Raw genomic sequence first — 20,850 nt, 5'->3', positions numbered from 1 at the left:
TCAGGGCGAAGCGAGTGGTGCGGCCTGACGGCGCAGGCCCAGCTCGTGTTCGATGCGGGTTTCCAGCGTCTTGTCGATCTCGTACAGCGCCAGCAACGCGGTGCCGAGCAGGAACGGGATGGACGCATACACGCTGATGGCCAGGCGAATGCCGCTCGTCACCGCAGCGCCTTGCAGCGGCAGGGCGGCGTCGTAGCCATAGAAGGCCAGGATGCCGGCCACCAGGGCGCCGCCGACGCTCAGGCCGATCTTCAGCCCGCACAACATCGCCGAGAAGATGATCGCGGTGGCGCGGCGGTGGTTCTTCCACTCCGAGTAGTCGGCCACGTCGGCGATCATCGCCCACAGCAGCGGGATGGTGATGCCGTAGAAGAAGCCATGCAGCACATAGGAGGCGAACACCCAGCCGATCGCCGCCGGCGGATACACATAGAACGCCAGCAAAAACAGCGTGGAAACCAGCAGCGCGCCGCCGAACACATTGCGCTTGCCGTAGCGGTCGGCCAGGCGTTTGGAAAAGCCGATGCCCACGATCATCGCCAGGATGCCGCCGGCGCTGAACACGCTGAAGGCCGAGGTCGGTGCGTCCTGCGGCCATTGCAGTGCGCTCATGCCAGCGCCGGTGAGCACGCTATTGATTGCAGCGATGAAGCGGTTGAAGCCGGCATTGTCGAGGAACTGCGCCAGCGCGCCGGCGTCGAGGTAGTACTTGAAGTAGTAAATGTACATCCCGCCCTTCATGGCGAGATTGATGAAGACCAGGATGGTCAGCGCCAGCATCACCAGCCAGGGCTTGTTGCGGACCAGATCGCCCAGGTCCTGGCGCACGCTGCTGCGTTGTTCGCTGATCGGCAGCACCCGCTCGCGGGTGGTGAAGAAGGTGATCAGGAAGCACAGCGTACCGACGGCGGCGAACAGCGCCATGGTGTTGCGAAAGCCCTGCGCCTTGTCGCCATTGCCCAGGATCAGCACCAGCGGCAGCAGCAACACCTGGATGATGAACTGCGCGAAGGTCACCGCCAGGAAGCGATACGCCGACAGGCTGTTGCGCTGCTCCATGCTGCCGGTGAGCACGCCGCTCAATGCCGAATAGGGCAGGTTGTTGGCCACGTATACCAGCATCAGCAGCGTGTAGGTGGCGAAGGCATAGGCGATCTTGCCCTGCTCGCCGAGGGCGGGCGTGTTGAATGCGGCCAGCGACAACGCACCGAACGGCACTGCCGTCCACAGGATCCACGGGCGGAACTTGCCCCAGCGCGTGCGGGTGCGGTCGGCCAGGATGCCGATGATGGGCGTGAACACGAACGCGCCAAGCATGCCCACCACGAAGATCAGCGTGGCGGCTACGCCCGCCGGGATGCGGAACACATCGGTGTAGAAGAACGCCAGGAAGGTGACCAGCGTCTGGAAGATCAGGTTGGCGGCCAGGTCGCCCAGGCTGTAGCCGATCTTTTCGCGCAGGGAGAGCTGTTGTGACGGATCGTTCATGAGGCGGGGCGGGCTCGAGAAGTGCTGCGGGAAACGCCGCGGCGCGCGCCATGCCGCCGACCGCGATCGGTCCGGATCGCGCCGGCAGGCATGGCGCCTGAAGTGTCCGGCAAAACCGCGCGCGCCGTCGCCAGGGCAGCGGCAGCGGCATGCGGTGCGCGTGCCATGCAACAAGGCCACGCGCGCTCCACGGGTCGGCCACACCCGCCTGGCCTCTGTGCGGTCGTGTCGATGACCACGCTCAGAACGTGCCGCGGATGCCGAGCATGACCGTGCGGCCGGGCTCGTACAGATCGTAGGTGGCGTTGGGCCAGGCGTAGGTGGTGCGCAGCGGCTCGTCGGTGAGGTTGGTGACGTTGAGGGTGAGCTGCGGCTTGGACGGCAGCCAGTCCAGTGCATAGCTGGCCGACAGGTCCAGCTGGCCACGCGCATCGGCGTTGAGGCGCGCATACGGAATGCCGTTCTGGTTGGCGCCGGAGATCACCATGTCGTCGTTCCAGGTGTAGGACAGGCGCACCGAGGCGGCATCCTTTTCCCAGTACACGGTGCCGTTCCACAGGTTGGGCGCGACGCCGACCGCCACTGCCGGAATGCCTTCGCCTTCGGAGGATTGGGTAACGTGCGTGTAGTTCACGCTGAAACCCATGCCGTCGACCAGCTTGTCCAGCGGCTGCACCCAGATCGCCTCGGTGCCGCGGATGTTGAGCACGCCGTCGGCGTTGACCTGGGTCTGCACATCCACGGTGGCTGCATTCGGGCCGCCGCGCTGGTCCAGGCCGGCCTGCTGGATCGGCAGCAGGCTCTCGTACGGCACGCCCAGGTCGTTGAAGGGAATGCGCCGCACGCCGTTGACGGTGAAGCCGCTGATGCGCTTGTTGAACAGCGTCAGGCCCACATAACCTTCGCCGCCGGTGTACCACTCGCCGCCGAAATCCACGTTGGTGGACAGATACGGCGCCAGGTTCGGATTGCCCTGGGTTGCGGTCTGCGCGGAGGGGTCGCTGAAGTTGGTGTTGGGCAGCATCGCGCTGGGATCGGGGCGGGTGAGCGTGCGCGAGCTGGACAGGCGCAGCACCACGTTGTCGGCCACGTCCCAGGCGGCGTTGAACGAGGGCAGGGTTTCCTTGTAGTCCGAATCCAGCACCTGGATGCGGCGGATGCCGTTGATGGTGACCGGGCCGGTGATGGTCTGGTCGGTGGTCACGTAGCGCACGCCGGCGTTGAAGCGCAGCGTGCGGTTCCACACCTCGGTTTCGGCGTTGGTTTCGATGTAGAAACCCCAATTCTTTTCGCGGATGCCGCCGGCCGAGGCACCGGTGTTGGCGGAGTTGGTTTCCGGGGCGGAATCGCGTAGCGCGTAGTAGTTGGTGTCGCCCAGGAAGCGGTTGAAATCGGCGGTGATGAAGCCATCCGGGCCGGGGCGCAGATAGCCGGCCAGGGCCGCATTCGGAATTGCCGAGCCGGGGCCGCCGTTGCAGATGGTGCCGCCGCCGCCGCGGCAGACCACCTGCTCCCAGGCGATGCTGTTGTCGAAGCCGCGAATGGTGCGCTCGGCCTGGTCGTAGGCGGCGCCGATCTTGATGTTGCGCTTGTCTTCGCCGAATTGCAGGTCGGCACGTCCGCCACGTGTTTCGGTCACGCGTTTTTCGTTCTGGATATTGACCCGTCCCCCGTTCCAGCCCCAGCCCAGGTTCGGGTCGTTGAGATCGAGCGGGCTGCTGATCGACGGGCGGTCGTCGCCCTCATTGCGGTAGTCGACGGTGGTGAACGGCGAGGTGACCAGGATGCTGGGCGATTCGCGATCCAGCCAGCTGCGCGTGGCATTGGCCTGCACGTTGAGCTTGATGTCCTGGTCCGCGCCGAACAACAGTTCCGCACCCGGGTTGACGCTCCAGAACTTGACCTCTTCCCGGTACGGGCGCGCTTCCAGGAAGTACTGCGCATTGGCGAAGGTGGCGCTGGTGACCACGTTGTTCTGGTCCAGCTGCATGCCCAGCGGAATCATGTTGCCGTTGCGGCCGATCAGATTCATGCTGATGCGCTCGGTGGTGCGCTTGGCTTCCGAATACAGCGTATCCAGGTAGAAATGCATGCTGTCGGAGGGGCGCCATTCCAGCGACATCACCGAGGCATCGCGGTCGCGGTCGCCATTCATGTAGACGCTGCGGCCCAGCCGCGGAATCAGCGCGTCGCTGATCTGGTCGATGCTCAGGCCCGGGTTGCGCGCCAGCAGCCAGGCCGCATCGATGGTCTCGCCGGTGGTCAGGCTGCTGCCGGCGGTGGCCGGCACGCGGTCGGGAATGCGCCAGTTGCCGCCGCCATTGACGTTGCAGGCGGCCGGCTGATTGGTGGCCGGCGTGCCCGCAGGCGGGGTAAGGCCGCACTGGGTGTAGGTCAGGCCGGGGTTGGTCCAGCCCACGCTTTCGAAGCCACGCACGCCCAGCTTGCTGCGCACCGAGGCCACGCCGAACAGCGCGCCGAAGGTGCCTGCCTCGTTGGTCCAGCTGCCCATGAAGGCGCCGCGCGGGGTGGTCTTTTCGCTGGTGCTGTTCCAGTCGGCCTGGGCCTGGTAGGTGAAGTGCACCCCGGGGCGATCGAACGGGCGCGCGCTGCGCATGTCCACCACACCGGACACGCCACCTTCGAGCATGCTCGCGGTGGGCGTCTTGCTCACGGTGAGCTGGGTGAAGAATTCGGTGGGAAACAGGTTCAGATCAACTTCGCGGTTCTGGTTCTGCGCGTTCAGGCCGATCGAGGCGGTGGCGATGCTGGCGCCGTTGAGCGTGGTCTTGGTGAAGCTGGTGCCCAGGCCGCGGATGGCGATGTTCAAGCCCTCGCCATTGACGTCGCGCGAGAGCTGCACACCGGGGATGCGGTTGAGCGACTCGGCGATATTCATGTCCGGGAACTTGCCGATGTCCTCGGCAAACACGGTGTCGGCAAAGCCCACCGAGTCGCGCTTGGCATCGGTGGAGAACTGGATGCTGCGTCGGTAGCCGGACACGGTGACGGTGTCGAGCTGGGTCACCGCATCGCCGCCGGCAGCGGTGGCCGGTGGCGGTTGTGCGGCAGGCGCGGCGCTGCTGGCATCGCTGGACTGCGCCCAGGCGGCAGTGCTGGCCATGCCCAGCAGGATGGACCCCAACGCGCAGGACAACGCGGTTCGTGCGTAGCTGTTCTTCACCGTAATCCCTTCCCTAACAGGTGAGCAGATGTCCCACGCATCGCCCCTGCGCAGGGAGTGCCGCTGCCGATGCCCGGCGCGGCGATGGTGCGGTGGGGAAGAACGGGCGATCAGTGACGCCGGATGGTAGCGCTACCAAATTCAGAACATCACGCTGCAGGGCAGCATAGGCGGCGGGGGCATCGCGGCGGCGGGCAACAACGGCGCTGATCGAGACCGTGCCGGCTGCACAGCACGCACTGGCGTGCTGCACTGCGCGATGGTTTTTGCCCGATGGCGTGGTAATGGTAGCGCTATCACCCGTGGCGCAAGGCCACCTTCGTGCAGGTGCAGTGCTCGATGAATCGAACCGAAGAACACGGCAGCCAGAGGCCGGGCTACCCCGGGCATGCGGCAGTGCCTAGCAGTGGTCGCTGCGCGTGCCCCGCGCATGCTGCGCGCAGCAGCGCTGCGGCGCGCGGGCACATGAGCCAGTTGCCGCACGCCGCAGCGCCCGCCGGCACGCTGGCGCGCCTGGGCCGCATGCGGTGGCGCGTGTGCGCACTGCTGCTTGCCGCCACCACCATCAACTATGTCGACCGCCAGGTGCTGGGCGTGCTGGCGCCGTTTCTGCAGACGCAGATCGGCTGGAACGAGATCCAGTACGGCTATATCGTCACCGCCTTCCAGGCCGCCTACGCGCTGGGCCTATTGTGCAGCGGTGCGGTGATCGACCGCTTCGGCACGCGCGTCGGCTACGCGCTGGCGATCGGCATCTGGAGCCTGGCGGCGATGGGGCATGCGCTGGCCACCAGCGTGGTGGGCTTTGCGATCGCGCGCTTCTTCCTGGGGCTGGGCGAGTCCGGCAACTTCCCCGCTGCGTTGAAGACGGTGGCCGAGTGGTTTCCGCGTCGCGAGCGCGCCCTGGCCACCGGCATCTTCAATTCCGGCTCCAACATCGGTGCCATCGTCGCGCCGTTGCTGGTGCCGCTGATCGCCACCGCCTGGGGCTGGCAGGCGGCCTTCCTGTTCACCGGCGTGCTCAGCGCCACCTGGCTGCTGGTGTGGTGGCTCAGTTATCACCCGCCGGAGCAGCAGCCCGGCCTGTCGGCGGCAGAGCTGGCGCATATCCGCAGCGATGCGCACGAGCCGGTGCAGCGGCGGCTGTCGTGGCTGCAGGTGCTGCGGCACCGGCAGGCCTGGGCGTTCGTGCTGGGCAAGTTCATCACCGACCCGATCTGGTGGTTCTTCCTGTTCTGGCTGCCCAAGTTCCTGCATGCCGAATACGGTTTGAGCCTGTTGCAACTGGGCGCGCCGTTGATCGTGATCTTCGTGCTGGCCGACATCGGCAGCATCGCCGGTGGCTGGGTCGCCGGGCGCTTCATCGCGCGCGGCTGGAGCGTCAACCGCGCGCGCAAGACCGCGATGCTGATCTGCGCCGTCTCGGTGGTGCCGATCGTGTTCGCTGCACGTGCCGATAATCTGTGGCTGGCGGTCGGCCTGATCGGCCTGGCCACCGCCGCGCACCAGGGCTGGTCGGCCAACCTGTTCACGCTGCCCTCGGACATGTTTCCGCGGCATGCGGTGGCCACGGTGGTCGGCATCGGCGGCTTTGCCGGTGCGGTCGGTGGCATGCTGATCGCCACCTTCATCGGGTTCCTGCTGCAGGCCACCGGCAGTTATGTGCCGGTGTTCCTGATGGCAGGCTCGGCCTACCTGCTGGCGCTGGCGGTGGTGCACGCGCTGGTACCACGCCTGGAGCCGGCGCAGCTGCCGGCAGCGGCCTCACCGGCCGCCACCGCATCGTCCTGAGGGAAGCATCATGCACTTACGCACACTGGCAGTCGGCGTGTTGTTTGCAGCGAACATCGCAAGCCTGGCGCAGGCCGCGCCGCTGGCCGCCGGCGCCCCCAAGTTCCTGGGCAGCGCCTACAGCCCGCAACAGGCGCCAGGATTCGCGCAGTACTGGAACAAGCTCACCCCGGAAAACAGCGGCAAGTGGGGCAGCGTGGAAGCGGTGCGCGACCAGATGGATTGGAGCGGGCTGGATACGGCCTATCGCTTTGCCAAGGCCAACGGAATGCCGTTCCAGATGCATGTGATGGTGTGGGGCAACCAGCAGCCGGAGTGGATCAAGTCGTTGCCGCCGGCCGAGCAACGCCGCGAGATCGCGCAGTGGTTTGCTGCGGTTGCGCAGCGGTATCCGGACATCGACCTGCTGGAAGTGGTCAACGAACCGCTCAACGACCCACCCAGCAAGGACGACACCGGCGGCGGCAATTATCTGCAGGCACTCGGCGGCAATGGCGCCAGCGGCTGGGAATGGGTGCTGCAGTCGTTCCGGCTGGCGCGCCAGCACTTTCCGCGGGCGCGGCTGATGATCAACGACTACAGCATCACCAACAGCGCCCAGGCCACGCAGAAGTACCTGCAGATCGTGCAGCTGCTGCAGCGCGAGCAGTTGGTCGATGCGATCGGCGTGCAGGAGCACGCCTTCGAAACCACCCCGAATGTGGCGATGTCGGTGCATCGTGCCAATCTCGATACATTGGCCGCGACCGGCCTGCCGATCTACATCACCGAGTTCGATCTGGACGGCCCCAGCGATGCGCAGCAGCTGGCCGACTACCAGCGCGTCTTCCCGGTGTTCTGGGAGCACCCGGCGGTGCGCGGCATCACGCTGTGGGGGTTCCGCCCCGGCCTGTGGCGCGACAAGGAGGCGGCGTACCTGATCCGTGCCGATGGCACCGAACGGCCTGCGCTGACCTGGCTGCGCGATTACGTTGCCAGCCGTCCCGGCACGCGCGCGCCATGAAGCGTGCAGTCGCTGGATTTCGTTTTCAGTCTCTTTTGGTGCATTGATTCCATGTCCACGCCTTCTCCCCTGACCTTGCACGACGACCGCCTGCTGCCCGCCGACCCTGGCACGCGCGCGATCGCACGGCGCCTGTATGCGCAGGTCGCCGCGCTGCCGATCATCAGCCCGCACGGCCATACCGACCCGGCATGGTTCGCCACCGATGCGCCATTCGCCAATGCCACCGAGTTGCTGCTGGTGCCGGACCATTATGTGTTCCGCATGCTCTACAGCCAGGGCATCGCGTTGGACGCATTGGGCATCCCGCGGGCGGACGGGTCGCGCGCGGCGGTGGACCCGCGCGCGGCGTGGCGCGTGTTCGCCGAGCACTACACGTTGCTGCGTGGTACGCCGTCAGCGTTGTGGCTCAACCATGTCTTCCATGACGTGTTCGATTTGCGCATCCGGCTGGATGCCGGCACCGCCGATCATTACTACGACCACATCACCGCCGCCTTGCAGACAGCGGCGTTTCGCCCGCGGGCCTTGTTCGAGCGTTTCAACATCGAGGTGATTGCCACCACCGAATCGCCGCTGGACACGCTGCAGCACCACGCGGCCATTCGCGCCAGCGGCTGGAAGGGACGCGTGCTCACCGCGTACCGGCCGGACCCGGTGGTCGATCCCGAACACGAACAGTTTGCCGGCGCGCTGCAGCAGTTTGGCGCGCTCACCGGCGAGGACGTGCTGAGCTGGCAGGGCTATCTGCGTGCGCATCGGCAGCGCCGCGCGTTCTTTGCCGCACACGGCGCAACCTCCACCGACCATGGCCACCCCAGCGCGGCCACTGCCGATCTGCCGCCGGCCGAGGCGCAGCGCCTGTTCGACACCGTGGTGCGCGGTGCGGCCACGCCGGCGCAGGCCGAGCTGTTCCGCGCGCAGGTGCTGACCGAGATGGCGGCGATGAGCCTGGACGATGGCCTGGTGATGCAGCTGCATCCGGGCTGTTTTCGTAATCACAACCGGCAGCTGTTCCAGACCTTCGGGCGCGACAAGGGCGCCGATATTCCGATGCGCACCGACTACGTGCACGCGCTCAAGCCCTTGCTGGACCGGTTCGGGAACGACCCGCGCCTGCACCTGATCGTGTTTACCCTGGACGAGACCAGCTACAGCCGCGAGCTGGCGCCCTTGGCCGGGCATTACCCGTCGCTGTTGCTGGGCCCGGCCTGGTGGTTCCATGACGCGCCGGAGGGCATGTGGCGCTTCCGCGAGCAGACCCTGGCCAGCGCCGGCTTCTACAACACCGTGGGTTTCAACGACGACACCCGCGCCTTCCTGTCGATCCCGGCACGCCACGATGTGGCGCGACGCGTGGACAGCGCGTTTCTCGCCAGGCTGGTTGCCGAGCATCGCCTGGATGAGGATGAAGCGGTCGAGGTGGCGATCGATCTGGCCTACCGCTTGCCCAAGCGGGCCTACCACCTGTGAAGGTGGGCGAGGCAGCAGGCAGCGATGCCCACCCGTGTGCACGAGGGGCGGACATGCCGTGGGGGCATAGATGGCAGAAGGGTGCCGCGCCATGACGCGTGCCGGCAGGCAGGCACCGGTGATGCGCGATTTGAGGCGCTGCGCAGGTGTTGCACGTGTGGCGATGCTCTGCATCTTCATCGTCATGCCCGCGCTGGCAGCACCACCGGCGCCTACCGAACTGCCACGTGAGCGCATCTCGCTCAACGCGCAATGGCGCTTCCACCGCGGCGATCCCCCTGGCAATCGCCAACTCCTGGATTACGACGTCCGCCCGCAGGTGCTACGCAGCGAAGACGGCAAGGTGGCCGATGCCCGGCCCGAGCAGGCGCAGCACCTCGATGCCACCGCAACACGCGTGCTCAAGCCGTGGATCCTGCCTACGGCCAATGCGTTGATTGCAGACCCGGCAAACAGCCACGTGCGCCCGCCCGGGCATCCGGGCAGCAGCGTGGCCTTCGTGCAGCCGCAGTTCGACGACAGCGGCTGGGAGCGCGTGGATCTGCCGCACGATTGGGCCATCGCCGGGCCGTTCCTGGCCGATGGCCCGTACGGCGGCATGGGGCGCCTGCCGAGCTGGGGCGTGGGCTGGTACCGCAAGACGCTGGACATTCCGGCCAGCGATCGCGGACGTTCGCTGTTTATGGATCTCGATGGCGCGATGGCCTATGCCACGGTCTGGCTCAACGGCAAGCTGGTCGGCGGCTGGCCGTATGGCTACAGCTCCTGGCGCGTGGACCTGAGCCCGCACGTGGTGTTTGGCGCCAGCAACCAGCTGGCGATCCGCCTGGACAACCCGCCCGACTCGGCGCGCTGGTATCCCGGTGGCGGGCTGTATCGCAATGTATGGCTGACCAGGACCGCGCCGCTGCATGTCGCGCACTGGGGCACGCAGCTGACCACGCCGCAGGTGTCGGCCGACAGGGCGCAGCTGCAGCTGGCAGTCACGCTGGACAATGCCGCCCGCAGTGCGGTGCAGGCGCAGGTGAGCACCGCGATCTATGTGCTCGACGCTGCACGCGGTACGCGCAGTGGCGAGCCGGTTGCGCGCATTGCCGCCATGCGGGTTGCGGTTCCCGCGGGCGGGAGCGCCCGCGTGCAGGGCAGCACGCAGATCGACCATCCACGTCTCTGGGGCCCGCCGCCCACCCAGCGCCCACATCGCTATGTCGCAGTGACCGAGGTCCGCCACAATGGCCAGCTGGTGGATCGCTACGAAACACCGTTCGGCATCCGCAGCATCGTGTTCGATGCCGAGCAGGGCTTGCTGGTCAACGGCGAACAGGTGCCGATTCGCGGCGTGAACAATCATCACGACCTCGGCGCGCTGGGCGCGGCGTTCAATGTGCGCGCCGCCGAGCGGCAACTGCAGCTGCTGCAGCAGATGGGCGCCAACGCCATCCGCATGAGCCATAACCCGCCCGCGCCGGAGCTGCTGGAGCTGACCGACCGCATGGGCCTGCTGGTGATGGACGAGGTGTTCGACAGTTGGGAGATGAAGAAAACCCCGCTGGATTTCCACCTGGTGTTCCCGCAGTGGCACGAGCCGGATCTGCGCGCGATGCTGCGGCGCGACCGCAATCATCCCTCGGTGATGCTGTGGAGTGTCGGCAACGAGGTGGGCGAGCAATACACCGGCGAGCAGGGCGCGGCGATCGCACGCACACTGCACGCCATCGTGCATGAGGAAGACCCCTCGCGCCCGGCCACGGTGGCGATGAACTACGCCTCGCCCGAGATGCCACTGCCCGCTGCACTGGATGTCATCAGCCTCAACTACCAGGGTGAGGGCATCCGCGACACACCGGAATTCGCCGGCACCGAGCGCATCCGCAAGCAACCGCAATACCCGGCGTTCCATGCGACGTTTCCGCACAAGGCCATCCTCAGCAGCGAGACCGCCTCGGCCTTGAGCAGCCGCGGTGTATATCTGTTTCCGGTGACGCCGGACGCCAGCGCGCCGGTGCGCGATGGGCGCGGCGGCGATTCGGTCGCGCACCAGGTCAGCGCCTACGAACTGCACGCGGTGGACTTCGGCTCCAGCGCCGACAAGGTGTTCGCGGCCCAGGACCAGCATCGGTATGTTGCCGGCGAATTCGTCTGGACCGGTTTCGATTATCTGGGCGAGCCCACGCCGTACTACAGTTCGCGCAGTTCCTACTCCGGCATCTTCGATCTGGCCGGTTTTCCCAAGGACCGCTACTGGCTGTATCAGTCACGCTGGCGCCCCGACCTGCCGATGGCGCATCTGCTGCCGCACTGGACCTGGCCCGGCCGCGAGGGCCAGGTCACGCCGGTGCATGTGTTCACCTCCGGCGACGAGGCCGAGCTGTTCGTCAATGGCGTCTCGCAGGGGCGCAAGCGCAAGGGCCCGCTGCAGTACCGGCTGCGCTGGGACGATGTGGTCTACCAGCCCGGCGAGCTGCGCGTGCAGGCGTACAGGCAGGGCAAGCCCTGGGCCAGCGACCGCGTGCAGACCGCTGGCAGCGCCGCGCGCATGCAGGTGATGCCCGACCGCAGCCGCATCCGTGGCGACGGGCAGGATCTGAGCTTTGTCACCGTGCGCCTGTTCGATCGCGCCGGACGTCCTGCGCCGACCGCTGGCGACCGCCTGCGTTTCCGCATCGAGGGCCCGGGCGAACTCGTCGCTACCGACAATGGCGACCCCACCAACCTGGAGTCGTTCGCCGCGCCGCAGCGCAACGCCTTCAACGGCCTGTGTCTGGCGATCGTGCGCGGCAAGGCCGGCGTGCGGGGCACGATCACCGTCCATGTCGAGTCCGACAGCTTGCAGGCGGCCAGTGCGCAGGTGGTGGTGGAGTGATGGGGCTGCTGCTCGGCAAGTGTGTGGCACGTGCAGGTGAGCTGTCGCGTGCGGATGGCGATGCGGTGCCTGCACGCAACAGATGCGATGGACGCAAACGTGCTCCCGCGTTCGCTAGCGTGGTTGCTGGATTCACACGCACCTGGCAACGCATAAGCTGCGATCCCGCATTGGCGCGCATCGCCAGTCACGGTCAGCCGCGAAGAGAACAGAAAACGCATCCGATCAGGACGCCTGTCATGCAAGAAAACAGTACGCGCGCATCAACCTGCCTGGGCATTGCGTTCGCCGTCATCAGCGCCGTCACTGCACTGCCAGCCTCCGCTGCCTGCGACACCCGCAGCACGTCGCTCCGGCGCGCCTACGCCGACGGCTTCCTGATCGGCACCGCCGTCAATGCCGACATCGTCTCCGGCAAGGATGCCGCTTCTTCCGCGCTGGTCGCCTGCCACTTCAATGCCGTCACCGCCGAAAACGTGATGAAGGCCGAGGTGGTTGCGCCACGTCCGGGCGTGTTCGACTTCAGCGCTGCCGACGCCTTCGTCGCCTACGGCCGCAGCCGCGACCTGTTCGTGATCGGCCATACGCTGGTCTGGCACAACCAGACGCCGGACTGGTTCTTCGTCGATGCACAGGGCAAGCCCAACACCGCCGATGCGCAGCTGGAGCGCATGCGCGCGCACATCGAGCGCGTGGCAGGGCGCTATGTCGGCAAGGTGCAGGCCTGGGACGTGGTCAACGAGATCATCGACGAAGACGGCAGTTACCGCGATACCAACTGGGTGCAGCGGGTCGGCGACGGTGACACCGTGGTGCGTAACGCCTTCGCCTTTGCCCAGCGCTATGCACCGGATGCGCAGCTCTACTACAACGATTTCAACGCCTGGCGGCCGAGCAAGCGCGACGGGATCGTGCGCATGGTCAGGATGCTGCAGCAGGCCGGCATCCGTATCGACGGCGTCGGCATGCAGGGACACTGGGGGCTCAACTACCCCAGCCTGCGCGACATCGAAGACGCCATCGATGCCTACGCCGCGCTCGGCATCAAGGTCATGATCACCGAGCTGGACATCGACGTGTTGCCGCTCACCAGGGAAGGCCAGGTCATCGGCACCGGCCTTGCACACAAGCAGTTCCAGCTGCCGGAATTCAAGCGCTTTCTCGACCCGTATCGCGATGGCCTGCCAGCGCAGGTGCAGGCGCAACTGCGTGATCGCTACGCCGAATTGTTCGCGCTGTTCTGGCGCAAGCGCGACAAGCTCGCCCGCGTCAGTGTCTGGGGCGTCACCGACGGCATGTCATGGAAGAACGACTACCCCGTGCCGGGGCGTACCAATTATCCGCTGCTGTTCGATCGCAATCACCAGCCCAAGCCGGCAGTGGATGCGATATTGGCGGTGCCGGCGCATGCTGGCGAGCGCTAGCATGGTCGCCAGCGTGCGCAGCAGACCTGCACACGCATGGTGGCATCATGGCCCGACTTCCTTACTGGACTGACCGATGCGCTTACCGCCCTATCTGCTGTTGGCCGTTCCGCTGCTGGCCATTGTCGCTGCCTGCACGAAAAAGGAAGCCCCACCGCCGCGCTTCACGGCGATCGGGCACCTGGAAACCTTCGACCAGCGCTTCGGTAAGGTGGTTGCGGCCGACGCGCGCATCGAGAAGCTCACCGAAGGCTTCACCTGGTCCGAAGGCCCGGCCTGGGTGCGCAATGGCGGCTATCTGTTGTTCACCGATGTGCCGGAAAATAAGCTTTATCGTTGGTCCGAAGACGGAGGCTTGTCGGTGTTTCTGTCGCCCTCCGGCTATAGCGGCCCGGAGCAGGCGACCTTACGCGAGGCCGGCGCCAATGGTCTGTATGCCGAACCTGGCGGCACCGTGCTGCTGGCCGATTCCGGCACGCGCATCGTCGCCAGGCTCGACCCGGTCACGCGCAAGAAGACACCGCTGGCAACGCAGTTCGAAGGCCACCGCTTCAACAGCCCTAACGATCTGGTCCGCCGCAGCGATGGCGTGGTGTTCTTCACCGACCCGCCGTATGGCCTGAAGGGCATGAACGACTCGCCGGTCAAGGAACTGCGCTTCAACGGCATCTACCGCCTGGACACCGACGGCAGCGTGCACCTGCTGGACGACGGCCTCAGCCTTCCCAACGGCATCGCCCTGTCGCCCGACGAGCGCACCTTGTATGTGGCCAACTCCGATCCGCAGCGCCCGATCTGGATGGCCTACGCGCTCGACGCCAACGGTGCGGTGACCGGCAAGCGCGTGTTCGCCGACGCCTCCGATCTGGTGGCCAAGGACGCGCCCGGCCTGCCCGACGGCATGGCGGTCTCCGCCGACGGCCACCTGTTCGCCACGGGCCCCGGCGGCGTCATCGTGTTCGCCCCCGACGGCCGCAGGCTGGGCCGCATCGAAACCGGCGAGGCCATCTCCAATTGCGCCTTCGGCGACGACGGCCACACCCTCTACATGACCTCGCACGCGATGCTGACGCGGGTGCGCGTCAAGGCGCAGGGCCTGGAGTTTGCAAGGTAGCACCCGATAGCCCACCACACCCAGTCGCCGCTCTTGTAGGAGCGGCCCTGGCCGCGATGGAGCGTGACCGATCGCCCAGTACGACAAGTCGCTTTCCCTTCGAGCCAAGACTGCGATCCGGCTCGGATGCTCCCCACCTCGCTTAGCGTGTGGCTTCCGCCCCGCCCAACACCAACACATCATCCAGCTCCGGCCCGCCGCCACGGTTGCCGCTGCCCGCAACGATGTACAGATCGTCACCGACGGCGGCAACCTGGGTGCCATGCCGCCCTTGCGGCAATGCTGCCAGCGTCGTCCAGGTGGACGCGGCTGGGTCGTAGGCTTCCACCTCGTCGTGCGCCTTGACCTGCCGCATGCTCTCGCCACCGATGACCAGCAGGCGGCCATTGCGTGCGATGGCCGCAGTGCCTGCGCGCTGCGTCGGCAGCGCAGCCGGTGCTACCGACCAGGTGCCGCGCTGGATGTCATACACATCGACGTCGGGGATCGTTTGCGCCAGGGTATTGCCGCTTTCGTGCGCCGACCTGCGGCCACCGGCGGCATACAGTTTTCCGTCGAGCACCACTGCATGGAAATGATCGCGGGCACGCGGTGCGTCGGCCAGCTGCGTCCATTGCTGCGTTCTGGTGTCGAACGCATCCAGCCATGGCACATAGCCGCTCATATGGCCGCGCGTGTTGCCGCCGACCAGGTACAGCACGCCGTCGTGCTCCACCGCGCCTGCCGCGCCGCGGCGGCGATGCTTGGGAATCTCCGGCCCCACCTGCCAGTGGTCGGTGCGGGGATCGTAGATCAGCAGATTGCTCAGCGACGCTTCCTCGGGATAGTCGCCGGTAAACCCGCCCACGACGTACAGCTTGCCCGACGACACCACCGCCTGCGCGTGGCTCACCATCAGCGGCGGCGCACTGCCTTGCGACCAGCGGCGCGTGCGGGTGTCGAAGATCTCCAGCGGGCGCTGATCGCGTCCGCCGACCAGATACAGGCGATCGCCAATGGCCACCAGGCTGTTCTCATGCCGCGCATGCGGTTGGTTGCGTGTGCTCAGCACCTGCCACTGGGGCGACTGTGTCGATTGCGCCGACGTGGTTGCCGGCGCCGCTGCGTCGGCAGCCTGCGCAAGCACGGGAAGCATGCCGATTGCGGCAGCGAGCAGGCCCGCGTGGAACGAGGTCTTCAACAGGCGCATGCAGCACTCTTGCGATAGCCGTGGCAGGCCAGTGTAGCGACACATGCACGGCGATCCACCTTCCCAAGCAGGCTGATCTGCGGTCGCGCCTGGCGCGGCGGATGTCGCTTGCCGGTGCATGCTGAGCGAGAGCTCGCCTTGGCGACCGCGCAAACGCGCGCCGCGTGGCGTGCCTGCATGTCGCCGAGTCACGTCCATCGGCGTGTGGCGTGCGCAGGCCCGGCTGCCAGCCTCTTCACATGCAGCAGCACGGCGCATGCGAACACTACGGCAACTCGATGCGACAGGAGCAACCCGTGCCACGCACACCAGCAAAGCAGGCGATTTCCACACTGCCACCCAGGAACGTTGCCAACGCAGCGGCACGCGGACTGCGCTTGCGCGAGCAGCACGGGCGTGGCGGCACCGCGATCGGCGTTGCGCGCGCGCGCGACCTGTCGGCACAGACGTCGCTGTCCACGCAGACCATCCGGCGCATGCATGCGTACTTCGCGCGCCACAGCGTGGACAAGAATGCCAAGGGCTGGGCCGATCGCAGTGCACCGTCTGCAGGCTACATCGCCTGGCTGCTCTGGGGCGGCGACGCCGGCCAGCGCTGGGCAGCGCGGCTGTACCAGCGTCTGCAGGATGCAGCCAGCGCGAAGACCAAAGCAGGAAAGGGCACAGGCACCAGCAGCACGGCCGCCGCTGGCGCCAGTGGTACGAAGACACGCACCGCCGGGAAGACCGCAGCAAAACGCACCGCAAGGAAAACCGCCGCAAAGAAGGCCGCAAGGAACACAACCGCAACGGCCTCCGCGAAGAAACCTTCGGCGAGAAAAGGCGCAGCCGGCAAAGCAGTGGCCGGTAGCGCGGCGACATCAACGTCCAGGTCGTCGACCGGTGCCCGCAAGGCCACCGGCACGACGGCAGCCAACAAGGCGGCTGTAAAGAAGACCGCAGCAAGGAAGACCACAGTCAAGAAAGCGACGGCGAAGAAAAGACCTGCAAAGAAGACTGCGACTAAAAAGACCGCCGCTCGCCGACCTGCGGCCAGCAAGAGCGCCTCCACGCGCAGTACTGCGAAGAAAGGCGAGGGCAAGGCCTCAGCGCCATGGAACAAGCCCAACCCGAAGCGTACCCCGCGCTCAAGTTCGCTTTCTCCAGCGCAGAAGACGCAAGCCAGACAGCGCGCCAAGGCAGCGGGCCGGCCCTATCCCAACCTGGTCGACAACATGGCCGTGGCACGTAAGGGCAGCGCTGCCAAGCGGGCAGGCGGAGCGGGCGCTGCGAAGAGAACCGGCACGCATTAGCCGCAACCGGGTGTGGGGATGGCCGCCCCTGGCTGGCCCGGAGCGCCGGTGAAAGCTGCGCGCGCAGTGTCTATAGTGGACAAGCTCGCCCGTGCAGATGCGATCCGGAGCTCCGGAAGAGCACACGCACACTCGCCTCATCCTGGACAAGGACGCTCGTGAAGATTTTTCTACCCGTGTTATCGGCCCTGCTGTACGGCGTTGCGCTATGCCTGCCTGCATTGCATGGCGGCAATGATCACCTGGGTGGCTTCGTCATCCTGCTGCTTGGCTGGATGCAGGTGGTCGATGGCCAATGCGTGGCCTGGATGAGCAATCCGTTGTTCTTCCTGGCGTGGCTGTGTTACCTCTTCAAGGTGGACAAGGTGGCGGCGGCGCTGTTGGTAGCGGCGTGCCTGATCGGGCTGGATACCTTTCGCGCAACCCGGTTCGACAAGAACGAGGCCGGCCACCAGGTCATGATCGACCACGTGGGTATCGCGTTCTATGTGTGGGAGTTGAGCTTTGTTGCGCTGCTCGTCGTGGTGCTGATGCGCCTGTTCGGCACCGCTGGTGCCGTGCAGGGGCGGCAGGAAAAGTGATGCGCAAGCAGGCCGAAGACGCCTGGGCAATGCGGATATTCGTCCGGCCGGTACGCCGCCGCCGGCATCAGTGCAGCAGCATCGACAGCAGCCACGTGCAAAGACAGACATACGCCAGCAATCCCAGGCTGGCGGCCAGGGTGGTCCGCATGATTGCCGACTCCTGACCCACCAGCTTGACCGCAGCGGCGGCAATGGCGATCGACTGCGGCGAGACCAGCTTGGCCATCACGCCGCCGGCGGTATTGGCCGCCACCAGCAATGCGGCCGGCACGCCGATCTGTGCCGCCGTCACCGCCTGCAGATGCGCAAACAGCGTATTGCTGTTGACCACCGAGCCGGTGATGAACACCCCCATCCAGCCGATGACCGGCGACAGCAGCGGGAACACGCCACCGGCCTGCGCCAGCGCCAGACCGATGCTCGACGATGCGCCGGAATAGTTGGTGACATAGGCCACCGCCATCACCAGCGACACGGTGGCCAGCGGTCTCCACATCTCCCTCGCCGATTGGGCCAATTCGCCGGTTGCCGAGCGCAGGGTCAGGCGCGGCGACAGCAGCACCGTCAGCACTGCGGCGATCAGGATCGCCGTGCCGGACGCGTTGAGCCAACCGACATTCCACACCGCAGGCAGCGTACGCACGCTGGCCACCAGTGGCGGCACTTCCTGCACGCGTTGATCGAGCAGGCCGATGGGCAGATGCAAGACCGTGGCGGCAAGCGCGCCGTCTGCGGCAAACAGTGCCTTGAACGCAGGCAGGCTCCATACCAGGATCGCGCCGGTCAGGATGTAGAACGGCGACCACGCACGCAGCACCTGGGCAAGCGTCCAGCGCTGGGTGGAGCACGGCGGCGCCTGTGCTTCGCGGTAGATGCGCCTGGGCCGCCAGAACCGCATGAACAGGGCCAGCCCCCCCATGCCGGCCAGCGGGCCGACAATGTCCACCAGTTCCGGACCCAGCAGGGACAAGGTCACCGTTTGCACGCCGCTGAACACCACGCCGACAAACAGCAGCACCGGCCAGGTCTCGCGCACGCCACGCCAGCCATCGAGCATCGCCACCAGCCCCGCCGGCACCAGCAGTGCGCAGACCTGCACCAGCGCGATCAGCATCAGCGACATCTCGTCCAGGCGCACGCCGCCCTGCTGCGCGCCCACCAGCACCGGGATGCCGATCGCCCCGTAGGCACCCGCCGCGCCATTGGCCAGCAGGCACAGCATTGCCGCCTTGAGCGGACGGAAGCCCAGCTCCACCAGCAACGCCGCGCAGATGGCGATCGGCACGCCAAACCCGGCCGCACCTTCCAGAAATCCGCCAAAGCAGAACGCGATCAGCAACACCTGGATGCGCTGGTCTTCGGACACCGTGGCAATGCTGCCGCGGATCACCTCGAACTTGCCGCTGCGGATTGCCAGCTTGTACAGCCACACCGCCATCAGCACGATAAAGCCGATCGGGAAGATGCCGTTGGCAATGCCCAACAGCGCGGCGCCCACGATGCTGGCCATCGGCATGCCGAACACCAGCGACGACACCGCCACCGAGACCAGCACCGCCAGCGACGCGGCGGTCAGCCCCTTGAGCCGCAGCAGCGTCAGCGCCAGCAAAAAGAACAGCACCGGCAAGGCCGCCAGCAAGGCCGAGAGGTTGGCGTTACCGAGCGGGTCGTAGAGTTGTTGCCACATGGTTGGGCCTGCGCGGGTGGTGAACGGGAAAGGGGACGCTTACGGTGTCGGAACAAGATTGGCGCACGGCGAGCCCGCACTGAAATCAGCGAGGTTGCGCAGGGTGATTTCGGAGATCTCCTGCAGCGCCTCGGCGGTGAAGAATCCCTGGTGCCCGGTGACCAAGACATTGGGGAAGGTCATCAGGCGCTGGAACGCCTCGTCGTCGATGATCTCGCCCGAGCGGTCCTGAAAGAACAAGGCGCTTTCCTGCTCGTAGACATCGATGGCCAGATGGCCGAGCTGGCGGGACTTGAGCGCGCGGATCACCGCATCGGTATCCACCAGTCCACCGCGCGAGGTGTTGACCAGCATCGCCCCCGGCTTCATCGACGCCAGCGCCGCATCGTCGATCAGGTGCTGCGTGGCCGGTGTCAGCGGGCAGTGCAGCGAGACGATGTCTGCACGTGCTAGCAGCGTCTCCAGTTCCACCCGCTGCCCGATCGCAGCGAAGCCGGGTGTGGGATAGGGGTCAAAGCCCAGCACGTCGCAGCCCATCCCGTTGAAAATACGTGCAGTCGCCAGCCCGATCTTGCCCAGCCCGACCAGGCCCACCGTCTTGCCATGCAAGGTGCGGCCGAGCAGGCCGTTGAGCATGAAGTTGCCCTCGCGCACGCGGTTGTAGGCGCGGTGCGTCTGCCGGTTGAGCGTCATGACCAGCGCCAGGGTGTGCTCGGCCACCGCTTCGGGCGAGTAGGCCGGCACGCGTGCCACGAACAGGCCAAGTGCGGTGGCCGCGGCAAGGTCCACATTGTTGAAACCGGCGCAGCGCAGCAGCACCGCGCGCACACCGCCGGCGTGTAGCGCCTGCAGCACAGCCGCATCGAGCTGGTCGTTGACGAACACGCACACCACCTGGCACCCCTGCGCCAGTGCGGCCGTCTGCAGATCCAGCGTTGCCTCGAAGTAAACGAACTCGGCTGCACATTCCGCGCCCAGGCGCAGTTTTGCTTCGTCGAGAAAGCGCTTGTCGTAAGGGCGCGTGCTGAAGACAGCCATTTTCATGCGGAAAACTCCATAGGTGCGGGAATACGGTAGCTCACCCAACCGGGCCTCTTCCACCGCGTTTGGCCAATCGCTGCGACCACGACCAGCTCCAGTGGCGATGCGGACATCGAACCGGCGCCGAGGTTCGTTACTGCACAGCGCGCACCCACACTACGCGAGTGCGCTTGTGTGCGACGGTCTGGCGCTGGCGCGCGCGCGTGATGGTGACCGGTAATGCGCACATCGTGCAGGTCACGGAGGCGGACGCGTTCGCTTGCTTTCGCCACGGCAGCGGTCGGAGCAGTACTTCACCTGGTCCCACACACGCTCCCACTTCTTGCGCCAACGAAACGGCCGCCCGCAGTGCATGCAGGGTTTCTCAGGCAACTCGTGTTTCTTGCGCATGGCCATGCGGCGCGTGAGCCTAACCGGAGGTGGGTGGAGCGTGGATGAGGCCAAGCATGTCATGTCGCGCGGTGCCCTGCAGATGCCGGTGCAGGCAACACGCTCCGTGCCGCTGGCGACCCACGTGCAACGCGGCCTTGCTTCGCTGCCCCGTCTCGGAACAGACATGTTGCTCTCGCGTGCGGACGGCACAGGCAGCCTTCTGTCTCCAACGCAAGCAGGATCGGGCAGGCTTCCTGCTCCAATCCGGACCAGGGCAATAGCGCACCTGCTCCCGTGCAAGGGGAGCAGATACCGCAAGCGCCACACCAGGGCGCTTGGCCCATA

Annotated in this window: 14 protein-coding genes; 7 read left to right on the top strand and 7 right to left on the bottom strand. The window is 66.4% G+C overall.

Annotated features, from left to right (window positions below; genetic code table 11):
• Complete coding sequence (locus EO141_RS00130; RefSeq protein WP_127168213.1) at positions 1-1,488, bottom strand: MFS transporter; 1,488 nt, start codon at positions 1,486-1,488, stop codon at positions 1-3.
• A gap of 241 nt (positions 1,489-1,729) precedes the next feature.
• Positions 1,730-4,672 carry a TonB-dependent receptor gene (locus tag EO141_RS00125; RefSeq protein ID WP_164738976.1) on the bottom strand — a complete coding sequence of 981 codons (2,943 nt, stop codon included), beginning with the start codon at positions 4,670-4,672 and terminating at the stop codon, positions 1,730-1,732.
• A gap of 465 nt (positions 4,673-5,137) precedes the next feature.
• On the opposite strand from EO141_RS00125, the gene EO141_RS00120 reads away from it, so the two are divergent.
• From EO141_RS00120 to EO141_RS00095, 6 genes are all read left to right on the top strand, one after another.
• A complete protein-coding gene (locus EO141_RS00120; RefSeq protein ID WP_119132121.1) occupies positions 5,138-6,463 on the top strand; it encodes an MFS transporter in 1,326 nt (441 codons plus the stop codon).
• 10 nt (positions 6,464-6,473) lie between these two features.
• Positions 6,474-7,466, top strand: a complete 993-nt coding sequence (locus EO141_RS00115) for an endo-1,4-beta-xylanase (protein ID WP_127168212.1) — start codon at positions 6,474-6,476, stop codon at positions 7,464-7,466.
• 51 nt (positions 7,467-7,517) lie between these two features.
• Positions 7,518-8,939 carry a glucuronate isomerase gene (gene uxaC, locus EO141_RS00110; RefSeq protein ID WP_126943313.1) on the top strand — a complete coding sequence of 474 codons (1,422 nt, stop codon included), beginning with the start codon at positions 7,518-7,520 and terminating at the stop codon, positions 8,937-8,939.
• A gap of 184 nt (positions 8,940-9,123) precedes the next feature.
• Positions 9,124-11,802 (top strand): beta-galactosidase GalB, encoded by a 2,679-nt coding sequence (gene galB / locus EO141_RS00105; protein WP_127168229.1) that lies wholly within the window; start codon positions 9,124-9,126, stop codon positions 11,800-11,802.
• A gap of 239 nt (positions 11,803-12,041) precedes the next feature.
• Entirely contained in the window at positions 12,042-13,226 is a 1,185-nt protein-coding gene (locus EO141_RS00100) for an endo-1,4-beta-xylanase (protein ID WP_164738975.1), read from the top strand.
• 76 nt (positions 13,227-13,302) lie between these two features.
• On the top strand, positions 13,303-14,340 hold the full coding sequence (locus EO141_RS00095) for an SMP-30/gluconolactonase/LRE family protein (protein ID WP_127168211.1): 1,038 nt from the start codon (positions 13,303-13,305) through the stop codon (positions 14,338-14,340).
• Positions 14,341-14,482: 142 nt separating this feature from the next.
• On the opposite strand, the gene EO141_RS00090 is transcribed toward EO141_RS00095, so the two are convergent.
• Positions 14,483-15,529: a kelch repeat-containing protein gene (locus EO141_RS00090; RefSeq protein WP_127168210.1), complete on the bottom strand. Its 1,047-nt coding sequence runs from the start codon at positions 15,527-15,529 to the stop codon at positions 14,483-14,485.
• A 553-nt stretch (positions 15,530-16,082) separates the two neighbouring features.
• A complete protein-coding gene (locus EO141_RS21875; RefSeq protein ID WP_127168227.1) occupies positions 16,083-16,694 on the bottom strand; it encodes a hypothetical protein in 612 nt (203 codons plus the stop codon).
• A 285-nt stretch (positions 16,695-16,979) separates the two neighbouring features.
• On the opposite strand from EO141_RS21875, the gene EO141_RS00075 reads away from it, so the two are divergent.
• The gene (locus tag EO141_RS00075; protein ID WP_127168209.1) at positions 16,980-17,402 is read left to right on the top strand and encodes a hypothetical protein; all 423 of its coding nucleotides are present in this window, start codon (positions 16,980-16,982) and stop codon (positions 17,400-17,402) included.
• Between the two features lie 67 nt (positions 17,403-17,469).
• Here the strand turns inward: EO141_RS00075 and EO141_RS00070 are convergent, their stop codons facing one another.
• From EO141_RS00070 to EO141_RS00060, 3 genes are all read right to left on the bottom strand, one after another.
• Positions 17,470-19,092 carry a lactate permease LctP family transporter gene (locus EO141_RS00070; RefSeq protein WP_127168208.1) on the bottom strand — a complete coding sequence of 541 codons (1,623 nt, stop codon included), beginning with the start codon at positions 19,090-19,092 and terminating at the stop codon, positions 17,470-17,472.
• A gap of 39 nt (positions 19,093-19,131) precedes the next feature.
• Positions 19,132-20,136, bottom strand: coding sequence for a 2-hydroxyacid dehydrogenase (locus EO141_RS00065; RefSeq protein WP_127168207.1), 1,005 nt, complete (start codon positions 20,134-20,136; stop codon positions 19,132-19,134).
• A gap of 234 nt (positions 20,137-20,370) precedes the next feature.
• Positions 20,371-20,529: a DUF2256 domain-containing protein gene (locus tag EO141_RS00060; RefSeq protein WP_104584391.1), complete on the bottom strand. Its 159-nt coding sequence runs from the start codon at positions 20,527-20,529 to the stop codon at positions 20,371-20,373.
• Positions 20,530-20,850 lie beyond the last annotated feature (321 nt).

This window comes from Xanthomonas sp. BRIP62415 (assembly GCF_003993515.1).
Classification (GTDB): Bacteria; Pseudomonadota; Gammaproteobacteria; order Xanthomonadales; family Xanthomonadaceae; genus Xanthomonas; species Xanthomonas euroxanthea.
This window is presented reverse-complemented; position numbering and strand designations above follow the sequence as displayed.